21 protein-coding genes are annotated in these 15,169 nt (G+C 36.3%); 17 read left to right on the top strand and 4 right to left on the bottom strand.

Annotated features, from left to right (window positions below; genetic code table 11):
* The first annotated feature begins 67 nt into the window (after positions 1–67).
* From FNN08_RS01635 to FNN08_RS01620, 4 genes are all read left to right on the top strand, one after another.
* A complete protein-coding gene (locus FNN08_RS01635; protein WP_143582900.1) occupies positions 68–826 on the top strand; it encodes a helix-turn-helix domain-containing protein in 759 nt (252 codons plus the stop codon).
* 312 nt (positions 827–1,138) lie between these two features.
* Positions 1,139–2,497 carry a bifunctional UDP-N-acetylglucosamine diphosphorylase/glucosamine-1-phosphate N-acetyltransferase GlmU gene (gene glmU, locus FNN08_RS01630; protein WP_143582899.1) on the top strand — a complete coding sequence of 453 codons (1,359 nt, stop codon included), beginning with the start codon at positions 1,139–1,141 and terminating at the stop codon, positions 2,495–2,497.
* Between the two features lie 145 nt (positions 2,498–2,642).
* On the top strand, positions 2,643–2,894 hold the full coding sequence (locus FNN08_RS01625) for a hypothetical protein (protein WP_143582898.1): 252 nt from the start codon (positions 2,643–2,645) through the stop codon (positions 2,892–2,894).
* 87 nt (positions 2,895–2,981) lie between these two features.
* Complete coding sequence (locus FNN08_RS01620) at positions 2,982–4,196, top strand: OmpP1/FadL family transporter (RefSeq protein WP_143582897.1); 1,215 nt, start codon at positions 2,982–2,984, stop codon at positions 4,194–4,196.
* Positions 4,197–4,250: 54 nt separating this feature from the next.
* Here FNN08_RS01620 and FNN08_RS01615 read toward each other — a convergent pair whose 3' ends face one another.
* Positions 4,251–6,140, bottom strand: a complete 1,890-nt coding sequence (locus FNN08_RS01615; protein WP_143582896.1) for a fatty acid desaturase — start codon at positions 6,138–6,140, stop codon at positions 4,251–4,253.
* 152 nt (positions 6,141–6,292) lie between these two features.
* Between FNN08_RS01615 and FNN08_RS01610 the strand changes: the two genes are divergently transcribed.
* Positions 6,293–6,964 carry a TetR/AcrR family transcriptional regulator gene (locus FNN08_RS01610; RefSeq protein ID WP_185962537.1) on the top strand — a complete coding sequence of 224 codons (672 nt, stop codon included), beginning with the start codon at positions 6,293–6,295 and terminating at the stop codon, positions 6,962–6,964.
* Positions 6,965–6,974: 10 nt separating this feature from the next.
* On the opposite strand, the gene FNN08_RS01605 is transcribed toward FNN08_RS01610, so the two are convergent.
* Positions 6,975–7,940 (bottom strand): integron integrase, encoded by a 966-nt coding sequence (locus FNN08_RS01605; RefSeq protein WP_143582894.1) that lies wholly within the window; start codon positions 7,938–7,940, stop codon positions 6,975–6,977.
* Between the two features lie 238 nt (positions 7,941–8,178).
* On the opposite strand from FNN08_RS01605, the gene FNN08_RS01600 reads away from it, so the two are divergent.
* The 5 genes from FNN08_RS01600 (at position 8,179) to FNN08_RS01580 (ending at position 10,244) form a co-directional block, all read left to right on the top strand.
* A complete protein-coding gene (locus FNN08_RS01600; RefSeq protein ID WP_143582893.1) occupies positions 8,179–8,466 on the top strand; it encodes a hypothetical protein in 288 nt (95 codons plus the stop codon).
* 121 nt (positions 8,467–8,587) lie between these two features.
* A complete protein-coding gene (locus FNN08_RS01595) occupies positions 8,588–8,965 on the top strand; it encodes a hypothetical protein (protein WP_143582892.1) in 378 nt (125 codons plus the stop codon).
* 104 nt (positions 8,966–9,069) lie between these two features.
* On the top strand, positions 9,070–9,450 hold the full coding sequence (locus FNN08_RS01590; protein WP_143582891.1) for a hypothetical protein: 381 nt from the start codon (positions 9,070–9,072) through the stop codon (positions 9,448–9,450).
* A gap of 111 nt (positions 9,451–9,561) precedes the next feature.
* Positions 9,562–9,906 (top strand): hypothetical protein, encoded by a 345-nt coding sequence (locus tag FNN08_RS01585; RefSeq protein ID WP_143582890.1) that lies wholly within the window; start codon positions 9,562–9,564, stop codon positions 9,904–9,906.
* A gap of 113 nt (positions 9,907–10,019) precedes the next feature.
* Positions 10,020–10,244, top strand: a complete 225-nt coding sequence (locus tag FNN08_RS01580; protein WP_143582889.1) for a DUF6429 family protein — start codon at positions 10,020–10,022, stop codon at positions 10,242–10,244.
* Between the two features lie 48 nt (positions 10,245–10,292).
* Here FNN08_RS01580 and FNN08_RS01575 read toward each other — a convergent pair whose 3' ends face one another.
* Together FNN08_RS01575 and FNN08_RS01570 are read right to left on the bottom strand one after the other, a co-directional pair.
* Entirely contained in the window at positions 10,293–10,586 is a 294-nt protein-coding gene (locus FNN08_RS01575; RefSeq protein ID WP_143582888.1) for a type II toxin-antitoxin system RelE/ParE family toxin, read from the bottom strand.
* Positions 10,586–10,825, bottom strand: coding sequence for a type II toxin-antitoxin system ParD family antitoxin (locus FNN08_RS01570; protein WP_143582887.1), 240 nt, complete (start codon positions 10,823–10,825; stop codon positions 10,586–10,588). Before FNN08_RS01570 ends, FNN08_RS01575 begins: the two co-directional genes overlap by 1 nt.
* 200 nt (positions 10,826–11,025) lie before the next feature.
* On the opposite strand from FNN08_RS01570, the gene FNN08_RS16615 reads away from it, so the two are divergent.
* The 7 genes from FNN08_RS16615 to FNN08_RS01535 all read left to right on the top strand — a co-directional run bounded on the left by FNN08_RS16615 (position 11,026) and on the right by FNN08_RS01535 (position 15,163).
* Positions 11,026–11,427, top strand: coding sequence for a septation protein IspZ (locus FNN08_RS16615; protein WP_409574590.1), 402 nt, complete (start codon positions 11,026–11,028; stop codon positions 11,425–11,427).
* A 187-nt stretch (positions 11,428–11,614) separates the two neighbouring features.
* Positions 11,615–12,040 carry a GNAT family N-acetyltransferase gene (locus FNN08_RS01560; RefSeq protein WP_143582885.1) on the top strand — a complete coding sequence of 142 codons (426 nt, stop codon included), beginning with the start codon at positions 11,615–11,617 and terminating at the stop codon, positions 12,038–12,040.
* A 60-nt stretch (positions 12,041–12,100) separates the two neighbouring features.
* On the top strand, positions 12,101–12,523 hold the full coding sequence (locus FNN08_RS01555; RefSeq protein ID WP_143582884.1) for a GNAT family N-acetyltransferase: 423 nt from the start codon (positions 12,101–12,103) through the stop codon (positions 12,521–12,523).
* 107 nt (positions 12,524–12,630) lie between these two features.
* A complete protein-coding gene (locus tag FNN08_RS01550) occupies positions 12,631–13,107 on the top strand; it encodes a DM13 domain-containing protein (protein ID WP_143582883.1) in 477 nt (158 codons plus the stop codon).
* Between the two features lie 158 nt (positions 13,108–13,265).
* On the top strand, positions 13,266–13,481 hold the full coding sequence (locus FNN08_RS01545) for a hypothetical protein (protein WP_260679255.1): 216 nt from the start codon (positions 13,266–13,268) through the stop codon (positions 13,479–13,481).
* A 43-nt stretch (positions 13,482–13,524) separates the two neighbouring features.
* On the top strand, positions 13,525–14,010 hold the full coding sequence (locus FNN08_RS01540; protein ID WP_143582882.1) for an AAA family ATPase: 486 nt from the start codon (positions 13,525–13,527) through the stop codon (positions 14,008–14,010).
* Between the two features lie 13 nt (positions 14,011–14,023).
* Positions 14,024–15,163 carry a PQQ-dependent sugar dehydrogenase gene (locus tag FNN08_RS01535; RefSeq protein ID WP_143582881.1) on the top strand — a complete coding sequence of 380 codons (1,140 nt, stop codon included), beginning with the start codon at positions 14,024–14,026 and terminating at the stop codon, positions 15,161–15,163.
* The last annotated feature ends 6 nt before the right edge of the window (positions 15,164–15,169 follow it).

Below are 15,169 nucleotides of genomic sequence, written 5' to 3'. Positions count from 1 at the left end.
ATTCGCCATTAGGTATAAATATTTAATACTTAGTCTAAAAATAATACAACAATAATTAGAGTACATTATGGCACAAACAAGTTCACTGTTAATTTCTTTGAAAAAATCACTTAAAGCTCATGGTTATACTTATGCCGATGTTGCTAAGCACATAGGATTAACGCAAGCGAGTATTAAGCGCTTGTTTAGTGAAGAAAATATTTCATTACAGCGTCTTGATCAAATATGCCAAATGATGGACTTAGAAATCTCAGATCTTGTTCTGTTGATGAATGAGCAACAATCTCAGCTGCAACAATTGAGCGTTGAGCAAGAGCAGGAGTTAAGCCAAGATCTTGGCTTACTATTAATAGCTTTGTCGGTCCTTAATAAATGGACCATGGATGAAATTATTGAACATTATGAACTTGAAACTCATTACTGTATTCAAAAGCTAGCTCGTTTAGACAAGCTTAAGATTATCGAATTGTTACCCGGTAATCGGATTAAGCTGTTAGTTGCTCCTAATTTTGGTTGGCGTGACAATGGCCCTATCCAGGAGTTTTTTCAACATACTATAGGACAAGAGTTTTTTAACTCACGTTTTAATCAAGACGAGGAAAGCCTCATAGTACTCAATGGCATGCTTGCCAGTGCCAGTAATAGTGAATTTCAACGCAAACTAAAACGTATTGCACAAGAGTTTGAAGTACTTAATCAAGAAGATTCTAACTTACCGTTAGAGCAGCGCTTTGGCGTTACGGTGGTCTTGGCAATGCGAAGCTGGCGCTATGGATTGTCACAACACTTACTAAAAAAACACCCAGATCAATCATTAGCAAAGTAGTAATAAGTTAAAATTTATTAATTTTAGTTAAACCTTAACAATTTACTTACAACAAACTATTGCAGTGTTTTACATTTGGTTAACGGACTTATTTCAGTGCTAAAGCTATTATTTAACACAGTTAACTTTCATAGTTTTCCTCCCTGAAATGCTATATTTTTATGCCACCTACCTTAGGTGGCTTTTTTTTGTCAAAAATTTACTGACTAATCCCGTTCATTTAAATACATAAAAATGTAATTAGATTAGAAATTTAAGCGGATCAGCGCTAGAATAAACGCAATTTATTTCATTATATTATTTGGATTTTTTATGTCTCTTTCCGTTGTGATCTTAGCCGCAGGTAAAGGCACTCGCATGCGCTCAAACTTACCAAAGGTTTTACACCCTGTTGCTCACCAGTCTATGGTTGAACATGTTATCGACTCTGCTCGCTCGGTTAATTCAGATAATATTTATTTAGTCTATGGTTTTGGCGGCGAGTTATTGCAAGCCCGAGTTCAAGGTGATGATTTAACTTTCGTTGAGCAAAAAGAACAACTAGGAACTGGCCATGCAGTTGATATGGCTAGCCCTTTCTTAAAAGATGATGAAGACGTACTTGTACTTTATGGTGATGTACCATTAACCAAAGTATCGACTTTAGAAAAGTTAATTTCGGCTAAGCAAGATGGCGGCATGGCGTTATTAACAGTTAAGCTAGAAAACCCAACTGGCTATGGTCGTATTATGCGTTTAGGTGGCCACGTAGTTGGTATTGTTGAGCAAAAAGATGCTTCTGCAGAGCAACTACTTATTGATGAGTGTAATACTGGTATTTTGCTTGCTAATGGCGGTGATTTAAAACGCTGGTTATCAAACCTTTCAAATGACAATGCACAAGGTGAATATTATCTTACCGATATTATTGCTATGGCACACAGTGAAGGTGTTGAAATAAGCACAGCTCATCCTGATACTGAAATAGAAGTGGAAGGCGCAAATAACCGCGTGCAATTGGCTAACTTAGAGCGTGCTTACCAATTGCGTAAAGCTGAAGAGTTAATGATTGCTGGCGCTAGCTTACGTGATCCTAATCGTATCGATGTACGCGGTAACGTAACCATAGGTAGTGAAGTACAAATTGATATTAATTGTATTTTTGAAGGTGAGGTAAGCTTAGCTGATGACGTAACCATTGGTGCTAACTGCATTATCATTAATAGCCAAATAGGCAAGGGTGCAACCATAAAGCCAAATAGCATTATTGAAAATGCTCAAATTGGCGAAGCCTGTTCAGCAGGTCCTTTTGCCCGCATTCGTCCTGGCACTGTAATGAAAGCCGATTCACATGTAGGTAACTTTGTTGAAATGAAAAACACTACTATGGATGAAGGCGCAAAAGCAGGGCACTTAACCTACCTTGGCGATGCAGAAATAGGTAAAAAGGTAAATATTGGTGCTGGTACTATTACGTGTAATTATGACGGCGTAAATAAGTCAAAAACTATTATTGGTGATGGCGCCTTTATAGGTTCTAATGCCTCATTAGTAGCCCCTGTTACTATAGGTAAAATGGCTACTACAGGTGCAGGTTCTACTATAGGCAAAGACGTTGAAGATGCACAGTTGGCTATCGCTCGTCCTAAGCAACGTAATTTAGATGGTTGGAAACGCCCGACTAAAAAATAGTGCTGTTAGTCCTAATTGATAAAATCAAAGCAGCTTAGGCTGCTTTTTTTATTGAATAAAATAACTGTTGTAAATATGATGTTAATCAACAACAGGTGGCTTTAACTAGGTTATCTTATAAATAGATACTTATTGAGGTGCACTTGTGACAGAAGAAAAATTAATTAAGATTTTAAAGTACGTCATTGTACTAGGTTTATGCTTATTGTTACTCGGTCATTACCTATTAGAGTATGCCAATTTACCAGAAAAAATGGGTGTAACAGGAATGGTCATTAGTGCCAGTTGTATTGCCTTTGGCTTAATTCTATCGTTACCGACCAAAATGTACTTAACCTTTGTTTTAGTTAAACGAGAAAATGATAAGAAAAAGCAAAAAAAAGAAAATACTAACTAAACTAATAGCTTAATATTATTTTTATTTGTACTCTTACTGGTAATACCACTGTAAATATAAGTTTTTATAAATTTGTAGGAAGTAATAATGACACGGAATTTAATCTCCTTAGCCCTAGCAACAAGTTTTATTTTATCTGCCCCTGTATTGGCGGGATCACCTGCACAAACAGGTTTCTTTGCTCAAGCTGATGGCGCAGGAACCTCTGCAACTAACCCTGCCGGAATGACTCGATTAAAGGGAACTCATCATGAGTTACACGCCATAGTCGCGTTAGGGTTATCAAGCGTAGAAGTTAATCAAGACCAAAGTACATACGATGGTGGCGACCCTGACTCAGACTATTTACCTGTTGTTGTTCCTGGCTACTATTACGTAACCGAATTAAATGAAGATTGGCGTTTTGGTTTTAGTGCTAATATCCCAAGTGGTGTTGGTGCAGACAATGGTAATAAGTGGGCTGGTCGATATTATAGTGATGAATTCTCTTTAATATACATAGCCGCAACACCAGCTATTGCATACAAGGTTAATGACAATCTGTCTCTTGGGGCGGCAATATCATTCACTTATAACTATTCATCAAGTACTTCAGCCGTTAAAAACACAGGCCCAGATTCAGCCGATGGCAAGTTAGAGTACGAAGCTGGCGCTCTCGCTATAAATACTTCAGTTTCTATGCTTTACGAATTCAATCAATATACCCGAATAGGCTTAGTTTATGGCACCGAAGGTAGCGCTGATTTAGAAGGCGATTTAGAATTTTCTGGTTTAGATGCTAATAGAGAAGAACAACTCGCTAACCTGCAAGATGGAGAGTTTGAAGTTGAAAATATTATCCCGCAAAGAGTGCAATTTGGTCTTTATCACGAAACGGAACAAGGTGACTTCTTTACATTCGATACAGTTTGGGCCGATTTTTCTGAATTTGGCTCGGGTGATGTTTCAATCAATGAAAGCGACACTATATCGGTCACTAGTAATTATAAAGATGTTTGGTTTATGTCTTTAGGTTATGGCTGGCAAGCTGAGGATAATTTAACTTACAAAGTAGGTGTTATGCATGTTACTTCAGGTATTGATGATGAGTATCGTTCGCTTTCTATGCCAATAGATGAGCTGTGGGGAGTTGGTGCTGGCTTTACATTAGATGAAGGTGAAAATAAGTGGGACGTCAATTTTAATATTTATAAACAAGGTGACGCTAAAGTTGATACCGGCCCTAGCTTATCTAGAGGTAGAGTGGTGACCAAAAGAGATACACCTTATGCTTTAGCACTTGATATTGCTTATCATTGGTAATAGCTCCCTTCAGTAAAGTGTAATTTTACTGAAGGGAAATATTCAGAGATTAGATCATAAACTTATTTCTAAATACTCACTTTTTGCTCGAGTAATACAAGGTGTAAATAGGCGTTGTTTTTGGTGTTCATTATCATTTAAAACAATATCTTTATGATCTACTTCACCTTGGGTTACTTTACACTTACAGGTACCACAGACACCGTTTTCACATGAGACAGGAATGAATATCTCATGCTCTTTTAGTACTTGTACTATGCTTTTATCTGCAGGTATATCAAACACCTGATCGCGCCCCTTTATACTTAATTGAAACGGTTTTGCATGCTTATCTACCGTTGCGCCAGCAAAACTTTCTTTATTAAACTGTTTACTATTTAAGCTTGCACTTTCTACGCTGCGCTCAATATAATTCATAAAACCAGCAGGGCCACACACATACACATCGGCTTGCTTATTTGCCAATAACACTTGCTCGGCATCTATATTAGCGCTGTCTTCATCGTCAATATAAACCTTAATTGACTCAGCAAAAGGTAATTGCTGCCACTGATCCCTAAATGCCCACTTACTCTGTGTTGCTACACAGTAATGAAACTCAAACTCAGTATTACTTTGGTGCAGTTGCCAGGCCATTGACAGCATTGGAGTTATACCTATGCCACCAGCAAACAGCACAACTTTATTTGCTGGTTTTAAGGCAAAAAGGTTACGTGGCTTACTAATAATAACGGTATCGCCAATACTAAACTGTTGGTGTAATTGCTTAGATCCGCCTCGGCCATTTTCTTCTTTTTGTACTGCAATAACATATTCATCGGAGTTACTTGGCGCATTACATAACGAATATTGGCGTATAAGTCCTGGCTTTATTTCAACGTCAATATGTGCACCTGGGGTAAACTTAGGTAGCTTGGCATCAGCATTAATAGGTGAAAGTGTGTAAGATTTAATGCCGTTCGCAACCGTAGCTATTGCCGTTATGGTTACAGCTAACTTATCTTGTTGTGTTAAGTATTCAGTTATCTTGGTTGCGTTTTTCTCTGTGTAACTTTCGGCATCTATACCTATGTTCACTAGCTCTTGACGTTCGAATACATCTTTACCTAATTGCCATGCTTGCCAATTTCGATAAATAGGCATACTTGGATATAAGTGATGTATTAGGTGGCGATTTTGACCGAAATACACTTTAGCAAAGGCACTATCAAACCCTCGAATAACAGACGTTGTTTTAAATGGACTTGATTCTTTTACTTCACATTTATCGCTAGGATGTTGTACATAGGCAAACATGTAAATTGCTACTGCCACGCCAATACGCTGAGGGATAAAGTAAAGCATGGTAAATTCATACCAATAGCTTGATGAAAAACCTACCGCTAAAATAACCATATAAGAAGTAAAGCCAATCACATTAACTAAATGCGTATTATTTGAGGTACCTTTTCGGTTTTTAAATGACCAATAATTCCAATACAAGTCTTGAGTGAATACCTTAAATGTACGTACCAAGGCATTACCATGGTAAAGATATTCATCAGGATCTTCTTCGCCACAAGTATCTCTATGATGGGTTAAATGTTGATGTCTAAATACCGCGATAGGCATATGAGGGTAAGGAATAAAGGTTAAAATATTAGTAAACCAATCATTAAAAGTACTATTGCGTGACATAATTAAATGTGACGCTTCATGTACCGTTAATATAAAAATAAAAAACGTATAAGTACTTAAAATGGTGACCCAAACAGCTGATATATCACCTTGTAGCCAAAAATAAGAAAGCCCAGCCCAGGCAATTAACGCTGAAATACAAGATAAAGCAATAACCCAATTAATTTGAGGAACGTACAGTAATTTTTTAAATTCTGGGCGTTGCGATAGCAAAGTTAAATCGGCAATTGCCGCTTCATTAATATGCCCCTTAGTTGCTGTTGTCATAATATTACCAATTAGTTTATGTACCAGTTGGTATATAATGTATCAATCAGTACATAAGTTGTAAAGATCAATTTTATAAGCATGATAAACAGGTTATGATTGGCACTTACGAGCCAAGTCATATGATAAAAAAACCAAGGAAACTAGCTGCAATGGCAAGACCACCAAAACAAAGTAATGCATCATCTACTAAACAGCAGTTGATTTTGGCAGCTGCCCAACAGTTTGCACAATTTGGCTTTCAGGGGGCAAGTTTAAGTAAGATCAGAGAAACCGTCGGTGTAAAAAACTCAACTATTATGTACTACTTTAAATCGAAAGCTGGTTTGTACAATGCGGTTAAACAGCATTTAGAACAAAGCTTAGGCGAATTTGTAGATAGCCTTATTTTAAATCAACAAAGCTTACCTGTACTTGAACGCTTTAGTCAGTTTTGCCACAGCTTTAAAGACTGGAGTACAGAAGAGCAAACGTACACAGCCATCATAGTGCAAGAAATGATGAATAATCAGCTTCCTGAAATAGAAGGCGATATCTATAAAAACATTGGCCAGCATTACCTACGTTTAGCAACACATTTGCAAGGTTCACCTACTGACCCTCTTTGGCGAGAACTTAACTGGCCAGTATTTATGATCAATCTAACTTTTTCAATACTTGTTGGCCAAGCTCTATCGGTTGGTGTACCAGTTACGTTTAACCTTGAAGAAACTAGCTACCAAGAACAACAAATACTTGAGGTGATCAGAACCAACTTGCTCGCCAACATAAAAGATAGTCAAATGGTCTTAGAGTTTTTAAATACAACGACAACTAATAATTAAAACAAAAACATTAAAGTAAATCTGATAAGGGGCTAAGCACGCCACTAGCTCCTCGTTCTATCACGTGCGTATAAATTTGTGTAGTACGAACATCACTATGGCCAAGTTGTTCTTGTACAGTTCGAATATCGGCACCGCGTTGTAATAAATGTGTAGCAAATGAATGCCTAAGGGTGTGGCAAGTAACTCGTTTTTGAATCTTAGCCAAGCTTGCTGCTTTTCTTACCGCCTTTTGTATTCCTGAAGCATCTATGTGATGACGCCGCTGAACTTGACTTGCAGGGTCAAGACTTAAACGATTAGATGGAAATAAAAAATGCCACCCTAACTGTTTACGTGCGCTAGGATATTTTTTCGCTAAAGCAAACGGTAACCAAACGCCATCATAATTATTATTTTTTAAGTCTTGTTGATAATAATAAGTCGCCTTATTTATCTGCTGTTTTAGAGACGTTACTAATTCTTTAGCTAAAGTAACTCGTCTGTTCTTACCTCCTTTAGCTTGCCAAATCTGTAGTGATATATAGTCAAAATCTATATCTTGAACTCGCAACCTAACAACTTCCATAAGCCTTAAACCACTTCCGTACATTAGCTGGCAAGGAAGCACCATTTTAGGAGGCAGGAAATTAAAAAACTGCTTTATTTCTTGCTTGGTTAAAACTACAGGTAACTTAGTTGGAGCAGTGCTTTTATTAAAGTTTAATTTTAAAGTTAACGGATTAGAAAATATTTCTCGATATAAAAATACTAATGCATTTAACGCAAGAGCTTGAGTACGAGGTGCAACATGCATTTCATTCGCTAAGAAGCTGAGAAATAATTCAACATCATCATTGTGAAGAGTATCCGGGTGAGCTTTATTATTAAAATTAATAAACGCTTTAATCCAGTATAAATAGGCCTCTATAGTTTTCTTTGCATACTGACGCGTCCACATTTGTTTTTCTACATCTAATAAAAATTTAGATTTCATAATTTGAATTCCTTTTCAATTAATCAAAACTAATTATAGATCATAAAAAACAATGCTAATTCCGCCTTTTAACAGTAAATAAGGAATAATTCCGTGTTTAAACAAAGACAATTTATTTTCTCTTTGAATATCAAGTAAGTACAAGTTAAAGTAGTGTTAATAAAAATAAAAGGTGGAAATTCAAATTCGTAAAATTAAGGATTTTTTCCATCTAATAAGCTGTTAGGTAGCTTTAAACATGGCTGAGTTTGTAAACTGGTTTATACCTATTGTTGGATTTGTTGTTTCAGCATTTGTAGCATACAAATATCAGCTATGGGGCTTAGCCGCAGGAGCTGTTTTATTTGAGTTAAGTGTTGTATTTAGGCTAGAGGCTTTAATGTACTTTGATTCAAATTATACGCCAGGTGTATCTGGAGCAACATCGGTTATATCCGGTGTAATTATTGGTTTAGTGTGGTGCACAGTGTTTTATTTTATTAACCTAATCAAACGCCGTAAGTTTAAAAAAGAAAGCTTAGGTTAAGCAGCTACCTAACAAGGCATTCAATCGGACAATTTACAGTTGGCTTTGTTCGCTTCGCTCATTATTTTAGCCAACTAAAAATTGCCCATTAATGGGGCGTTAGCCTTTCAAGGAGAATTTATTGAGCTGGGAAGTATTATTAGGCTATGTTGTAGCTTTATTACCAACACTAGAAGCACGTAAAGAAAAAGAGCATGATCGGGTAAATGAAACACTTGATGCTTTAAGTGATGCCTACTTTTCTACTGTGACTTATTATGAAGCACCATCACCAGATACTAGAAGAGCACAAATTGAATTGGCTCATAAGTGGGATCGAGTTGCAAATTTAACTAGACCATTTGATCGGAATTTATCTAGTAGGTTTTCCCTAAAAAGTAGGTTTTGGCAAGACGGTGAAGCATGGAGTCCTCAAAAAAGAAAAGGTGCTCGAATCGGTCTTGAAAGTGTCCGTAAAGATGCACGCTTCTTATTAATACCCAAGCAAAAGAAAGGCTAACAAGTCATTCAAAAGGACAAAAAACAGTTGGTTTTTGCTCCTGCGTCGCTTATTTTAACCAACTATTTTTTGCCTCTTAATGAGGCGTTAGGTATTACTCAAACATGAGTGAAGTATTCAGAACATTTCTCGCTATAATTTTGCATGTTTCATGCTTCGCTATCGGAATGTCTTTATTTAATTTAACTGGTTTAAGTGAAGTTATAGAGGTTGTTTCTCTTGCAAGAGAGTTCATTATTATATTACTTGGTTTAGCAGGCATAGTTTTAGTTTCAAACAAGTCGGAAGAACCATTTGTGCATACCTTTGTTAAACTAATCGCGCAAAGCTTTGAATGGTTTTTTTTACTATTAACACTTGTCGCTTTTACATCCTTGATAGATGAAAAAGATACTACTTTTGGGCTGTTTTCATTTGTTGGGTTTGCATTAATTACGTATGGTATTCATAAGTTTAAATTTAGCACTAGACTAAATAATACCTAACAAGGCAATAAAGCAGGACAAATAAAGCTTGGCTTTTGTCACTGCGTGCCAGAATTTTAGCCAAGCATTTATTTGCCCCTTAGTGGGGCGTTATTAAGATTAAAGGATAGGATGAAAAATTTAACCATTGCTTTGATATTAAGCATAATTTCTATAGGTGCTGTGGCAACTGAGAAAACAGACATCCTTTTGCTAAAAATACAAAACGAGCTTAATGGTTTAGAAGAAGTGCTTAATTCTAAACTGGAGAAAACTTTTCTAGAAAACATAAAAACTGAGAATGGCTCTAAGTTGTATTTCGTTCCACAAGAGGATGTTGGATTTCGGTGTGGTTTAATAGTGTCTAACCAAAACCCAGAAATACTATATACCTTGCAATATGTAAGTGAAACGAGTGAATGGGTTCCTATAAATGGAGCACCTAAAAAAAGAAAAAACTGGGTAATATCTAAATAACAAGTTACTCAATAGGACAAATAACACTGTCACAGTTTATGCAAACAACGCAAAAAGCAGTATCATTAGCCTCTTAGTAAGGCGTTATATACCAATTATAATTTGGAGGTAATATGGAGTTCGATGAAGACAAAATAGATGAAGCAGCACTCGCTTTATTATATTTGACGTTACATGATGAATTCAGAGCCTGGAAGCAAATGGATTGGGAAGTTACAAACAGGCTGTTCGATAAAGGTTTAATTTATGACCCTAAGGGTAAAGTCAAATCAGTTTGTTTTACTGATGAGGGGCTTAAAAAATCTGAAGAACTATTTAAAAAATTATTTGCCAAGTAATGTGGGTGTTTTGTTATATAACAAGTCGCTCAAGAGGGCCTCTATATCTCATAGCCCGCGGTTAACATCCATACTTTTGTGTAATATTCTAACGATTAAAACTTGGTTTTTTTTGTGCTCTTTATAATAAATTACGTGACTACCTTGAGGTTGTTTTCGATAACCTTCTCTTATATAGTCGCAATTGACTCCCAACATTGGTTCGTCGGCTAATTGATTGAAAGTATTATCTATCAACTTTAAGTAATCATTTCTTTGCTTTGTTCCCCAAGTTAATTGAGTATACTTTGCTATTTTTATTAAATCATTTTTAGCTTTTCCTGATAATTCGAATTTCGACATTAGAGATTATCTTTGTCCAACTCAGAAATCAAAGAATCATACGAGTAATCTGAGATGCCACTATTTTCACCTTCAATTAGCATATTTCGTAAACTCATTATCTTTGTTTCCTGATCTTCTAGAGCTCTTAAACCAGCACGTACTACTTCACTTGCTGAACCATAACGACCGGAGTTAAGTTGTTTATTTATAAATTTATCGAAATGCTCGCCCAATGTTACGCTTGTATTCTTAGCCATAATGTAAAACCTTTTAAATACCAATATATATTAGATTATGGTATAAAAAATATAGCAAGGCAATTAAACGGACAAAAACAGTTGGCTTTCTACTCGTACCTAGCTAGCTTTAGACAACAGTTTTAAGACACTTAAGGCGATGTTATCTTTTTATTAAACTTTTGCGTTTGAATCAATAGGTGGAAATTAGTTTGTGGGGAATGTACTGGCGATATCTACTTTCAATTTTCTTTTCATCACTTCTCGTTGCGTTTATAAGTGAGCAACTGAACTTATTGAATCTAATTAATAATTTTAGCTTAATGCCAACAGTTTTTTGGTGCATCTTAGCCGTATTCTTTATTTTGATTACGCTATTTCAAAATAAAGGATTGCCATATGTGTTTTTAGGTAGCAGATTGCACTTATCCAATAAGGTTTGGTGTAGGTTTAACCTGATGAATATATCTCTTTTTTTTGCGTTAGCAATCATTGCCTACATTGTTAATCAAGTGGTCAACGAAGAAGTATGGGCTCTTTATAAATTATTCGGACAACCTATTTTTTTAGTGCTAATCCCACTGCTTAGCTTATGGTTAATTACTAGGCGTATAACAATATAACGAGTCACTTAATAGGATAAATAACACAAAAACATGTGTCAGTATCATTAGCTTCTTAAGGCGGCGTTGGTTTTGAGTGTTCAAAGTTCAATAGCTTTAGACAGGTTAAGGGTTCCATTATTAAACTTAGACAAGCATTATTAACCTCCTACTACAGCGTTATAGCTTTATAAAGCACGGAAGAAAGATGAAGATTGATGTAACAACCTCCCCAACAGAAAGCGACCTTGAAACCATAAGTAAAGGTATTCAATCTTTTAACCAACGACATATTCCTGATGATGTTGTATTTGAAGCCGATACCAAATTTGCTGCATTTGTTAGAGATGATGATGGCAAAGTGTTAGGTGGCGTGAGAGCTACAGCATTTTGGAATTACTGTATTTTAGAGTTACTCTGGTTATCTGATGAAACTAGAGGTAAAGGTGTTGGCAACAAATTAATGGACGCAGCAGAAAGCTTTGCAAAAGAAAAAGGCTTCAAATATATGCGCACTGAAACATTAAGTTTCCAAGCAAAGCCTTTTTATGAAAAACGAGGCTATAAAGTTTATGGTGAGTTAGTCGATCATCCCCAAGGTCATGTAACCTTCTGCCTTGTAAAAGCGTTATAACAAGAGTTTAAAGCTGGATTCTAGTTGGCAGAGTGTTAACTTAGCATTAGGAGATTAGTTATGATTTCATATCGAGCAACCGATGATTTATTAAAATCAGCTGAAATTACTTATGACAATATGCGTTCTTATTATGCTCATCACTCTGTCGATTGGGAACAAGCTAAAATTCTGGAGCAAATTCAAGATCTAGATAATTGGGATATTTTACTTAATGGCGAGCTAATAGGAGTTTTACGGTTGTCATTCGATAGTGATGGCTGTTATCTAAGAGATCTGCAAATTAGTGCTTCATTTCAGAATCGAGGTATTGGCGCCCAAGCATTGCATGAATCAGTGCGGTTGGCTCGAAATTTAGCTGCTACAAAGCTAAGTTTGAAGGTGTTTAAAATTAGCCCTGCATATCACCTATATAAAAGACAGAGGTTTAGTGTGGTCAGTGAGGATGAAAAGTTTTATTACATGGAGTTGAAAATCACCTAGTTATGGCTAAAACAACTATTTATCAAACTTAGATTTTCAAGCTCTTAAGGTTTTAATCAAAAGAAATTGGCCTTTAAATCGGCTTTAAAGGAATGTATACGAGTATTATGAAAATTCAAAAGTTAATCTTACTAAGCTTTACACACCTTTCTATGTTGGCCTTTGGCTTTATCATAGGAATTTATCTATTACCTATACTTATCGCTCCCCCTTCACCAACTGCTGCTGATATTAAAGCAATAGCTTTGCAGGCTGAATATAGGACTGAATTTACACGAGATCTAAAGGGCAGTGATCTGCTCCACTGGGGAGAAGGTCGGGTCTCACTTAGCCAAGAATATATAACTTTAATGGGGGAGCTTGCTCCTGGCCCAGAATACAAACTTTATTTATCTCCTAAATTTGTTGAAACCGAAGCTGAATTTGAACTCTTGAAGCCCTCAATGCAACTTGTTGGCGATGTAGATACTTTTGACAATTTCATGGTAAAGCTAGAGGCTAGCGTTAAGTTATCGCAATTTAATACTGTTGTGGTTTGGTGTGAGGCCTTTGGAGAATTTATTACGTCCGCTAAATATCGTTAACTTAAATGAGTATTTATAGAAACGTGCTGCAGAAGATACTTTTGTTGATGTATTGATTACGTCTAAAGGGTGTAAACAATTAAACGTAAGTTTTAATGGCGAAGAAGTTTTAGGACTATTAAGGTAAATTACTTACATCAAATAACGCGAGTGTGATCATGATTAAGTTTAATGTGTTTGGTAAAAAGATGTCTGTTGTTAAAAAAGACCAACAATGGTTACTATTTAATGAATCAGATACGGGTATGCGCTCGCGTGTTTATGATGTGGTTATTCCTCAAGACTTAGATATAGCAGAACTTGCTACTTATCTTGATGATATATTCCATGAGTATTCGTCAGATAAGCATCCTAAAGTAGTAAAACTCGATTAATATTATAAAGCTTAATGTTAAGTCTCACTATTAAGGGGAAAGTTTGACAAAAATTATAATTTTTGGAAATTCTGGTTCGGGTAAATCAACGCTAGCAAAACAACTTGCTAGTAAAGGTGGCTTGTCTCATTTAGATTTAGATACAGTTGCTTGGAATTCTTCTCCTCAACCTGAACGTATGCCTCTTGCACAATCAAATACGTTAATTACACAATTTTTAAATGCCAACGATAACTGGATTGTTGAAGGCTGCTATTCAGATTTAATTGAAATGATCATCCCATATGCGAGTGAAATGATTTTTTTAAATTTACCTGTACCAAACTGTATTAAAAATGCAAAAAATAGACCTTGGGAAGCTCATAAATACGAAAGTAAAGCAGCCCAAGATGCAAACTTGGATATGTTAATCGATTGGATTTCACAATATGATCTTCGAACAGATACCTTCTCTAAAGTCGCTCATCAAAGTATTTATGATAAATTTACAGGCAAAAAAACAATGCACGTAACAAATCAAGATAATTAAGGAAAATAAAACTATGCAGCCAATACGTTTAATAAGTTATTTATGTATTCTGTTTTCAATGTTTGCAAATAAAGCTTATGCACAATCAGTTGACGATGTGTTTAGTAGCAATAAAGGTTCAAAGCTTAATGCCACAGAGTTTGCTACATTTGATCAACCTTGGGCAATGACATTTTTACCTAATGGCGAGCTACTGGTTACTGAAAAAGAAGGTAAGTTGATACTTGTTAATTTAGACAAGCGCACCAAGGTAACCGTTGCAGGAGTGCCGAAAGTCGCTTATGGCGGCCAAGGTGGTTTGGGCGATATTATTATTCACCCTAACTATCAAGATAATAACTTGGTTTACTTGTCATATGCAGATCAGGATAGCTCTGGTAAAAAAGGTGCTGTAGTTATTCGTGCGCAACTTAAATTACCCTCAGGTAAACCTAAATTAGAAAATATCGAAACTCTTTGGCAACAAACACCTAAGGTTAGCGGTAGTGGCCATTATTCGCATAAAATGGCATTCAGTCCCGATGGTTATTTAATGATTACTTCTGGCGATAGACAAAAGCAAGAGCCAGCACAAAGCTGGGAACAAAATTTAGGTAAAATCATTAGGCTTAATAGCGATGGCAGTGTACCTGAAGATAATCCATTCCAGCACAAAGGTGAACTAGCAAAGACTTTTTGGTCAACAGGTCATCGTAATATGCTCGGCATTGCTTTTGATAACAAAGGCCAGTTGTGGAGCCATGAAATGGGCCCTAGACACGGTGATGAGTTTAACCTAGTTGTTGGTGGAGGTAATTATGGTTGGCCTATTGTATCTGAGGGCAATCAATATTCGGGTGTAAAAATACCTAATCATGATACCCGTCCAGAATTTAGTGCGCCCAAGGTTAGTTGGGTACCAACGGTAGCTCCCTCTGGTTTGATTGTCTACAGCGGTTCAATTTTTCCTCAATGGCAAGGCGATGTGTTTATCGGCGGGCTTAAATCTGAGTCACTGCTACGAATGCATATTGCAGGTATTCAAGTAAAAGAGGCTGAGCGTTTTGATATGAAAAAACGCATACGCGAGGTAGAGCAAGGACCTAAAGGAGCTATCTGGGTTTTAGAAGATGGTGAAAATGCTCGCTTGCTACAACTTACACCATCTAATTAATGTTTG

It is taken from the genome of Thalassomonas sp. M1454 (assembly GCF_007097525.1).
Taxonomy (GTDB): Bacteria; Pseudomonadota; Gammaproteobacteria; order Enterobacterales; family Alteromonadaceae; genus Thalassotalea_A.
The sequence above is the reverse complement of the archived record's forward strand: the minus strand, read 5'-3'. Positions and strand labels throughout refer to the sequence as shown.

Bases quoted from the DNA above. Each gene is read 5' to 3' on its own strand.
- FNN08_RS01620 (WP_143582897.1), top strand. From the start codon at position 2,982: ATGACACGGAATTTAATCTCCTTAGCCCTAGCAACAAGTTTTATTTTA.
- FNN08_RS01610 (WP_185962537.1), top strand. From the start codon at position 6,293: ATGGCAAGACCACCAAAACAAAGTAATGCATCATCTACTAAACAGCAG.
- FNN08_RS01560 (WP_143582885.1), top strand. From the start codon at position 11,615: ATGAAGATTGATGTAACAACCTCCCCAACAGAAAGCGACCTTGAAACC.
- FNN08_RS01590 (WP_143582891.1), top strand. From the start codon at position 9,070: ATGAGTGAAGTATTCAGAACATTTCTCGCTATAATTTTGCATGTTTCA.
- FNN08_RS01555 (WP_143582884.1), top strand. From the start codon at position 12,101: ATGATTTCATATCGAGCAACCGATGATTTATTAAAATCAGCTGAAATT.
- FNN08_RS01635 (WP_143582900.1), top strand. From the start codon at position 68: ATGGCACAAACAAGTTCACTGTTAATTTCTTTGAAAAAATCACTTAAA.
- glmU (WP_143582899.1), top strand. From the start codon at position 1,139: ATGTCTCTTTCCGTTGTGATCTTAGCCGCAGGTAAAGGCACTCGCATG.
- FNN08_RS16615 (WP_409574590.1), top strand. From the start codon at position 11,026: ATGTACTGGCGATATCTACTTTCAATTTTCTTTTCATCACTTCTCGTT.
- FNN08_RS01600 (WP_143582893.1), top strand. From the start codon at position 8,179: ATGGCTGAGTTTGTAAACTGGTTTATACCTATTGTTGGATTTGTTGTT.
- FNN08_RS01580 (WP_143582889.1), top strand. From the start codon at position 10,020: ATGGAGTTCGATGAAGACAAAATAGATGAAGCAGCACTCGCTTTATTA.
- FNN08_RS01605 (WP_143582894.1), bottom strand. From the start codon at position 7,940: ATGAAATCTAAATTTTTATTAGATGTAGAAAAACAAATGTGGACGCGT.
- FNN08_RS01570 (WP_143582887.1), bottom strand. From the start codon at position 10,825: ATGGCTAAGAATACAAGCGTAACATTGGGCGAGCATTTCGATAAATTT.
- FNN08_RS01575 (WP_143582888.1), bottom strand. From the start codon at position 10,586: ATGTCGAAATTCGAATTATCAGGAAAAGCTAAAAATGATTTAATAAAA.
- FNN08_RS01545 (WP_260679255.1), top strand. From the start codon at position 13,266: ATGATTAAGTTTAATGTGTTTGGTAAAAAGATGTCTGTTGTTAAAAAA.
- FNN08_RS01585 (WP_143582890.1), top strand. From the start codon at position 9,562: ATGAAAAATTTAACCATTGCTTTGATATTAAGCATAATTTCTATAGGT.
- FNN08_RS01550 (WP_143582883.1), top strand. From the start codon at position 12,631: ATGAAAATTCAAAAGTTAATCTTACTAAGCTTTACACACCTTTCTATG.
- FNN08_RS01615 (WP_143582896.1), bottom strand. From the start codon at position 6,140: ATGACAACAGCAACTAAGGGGCATATTAATGAAGCGGCAATTGCCGAT.
- FNN08_RS01535 (WP_143582881.1), top strand. From the start codon at position 14,024: ATGCAGCCAATACGTTTAATAAGTTATTTATGTATTCTGTTTTCAATG.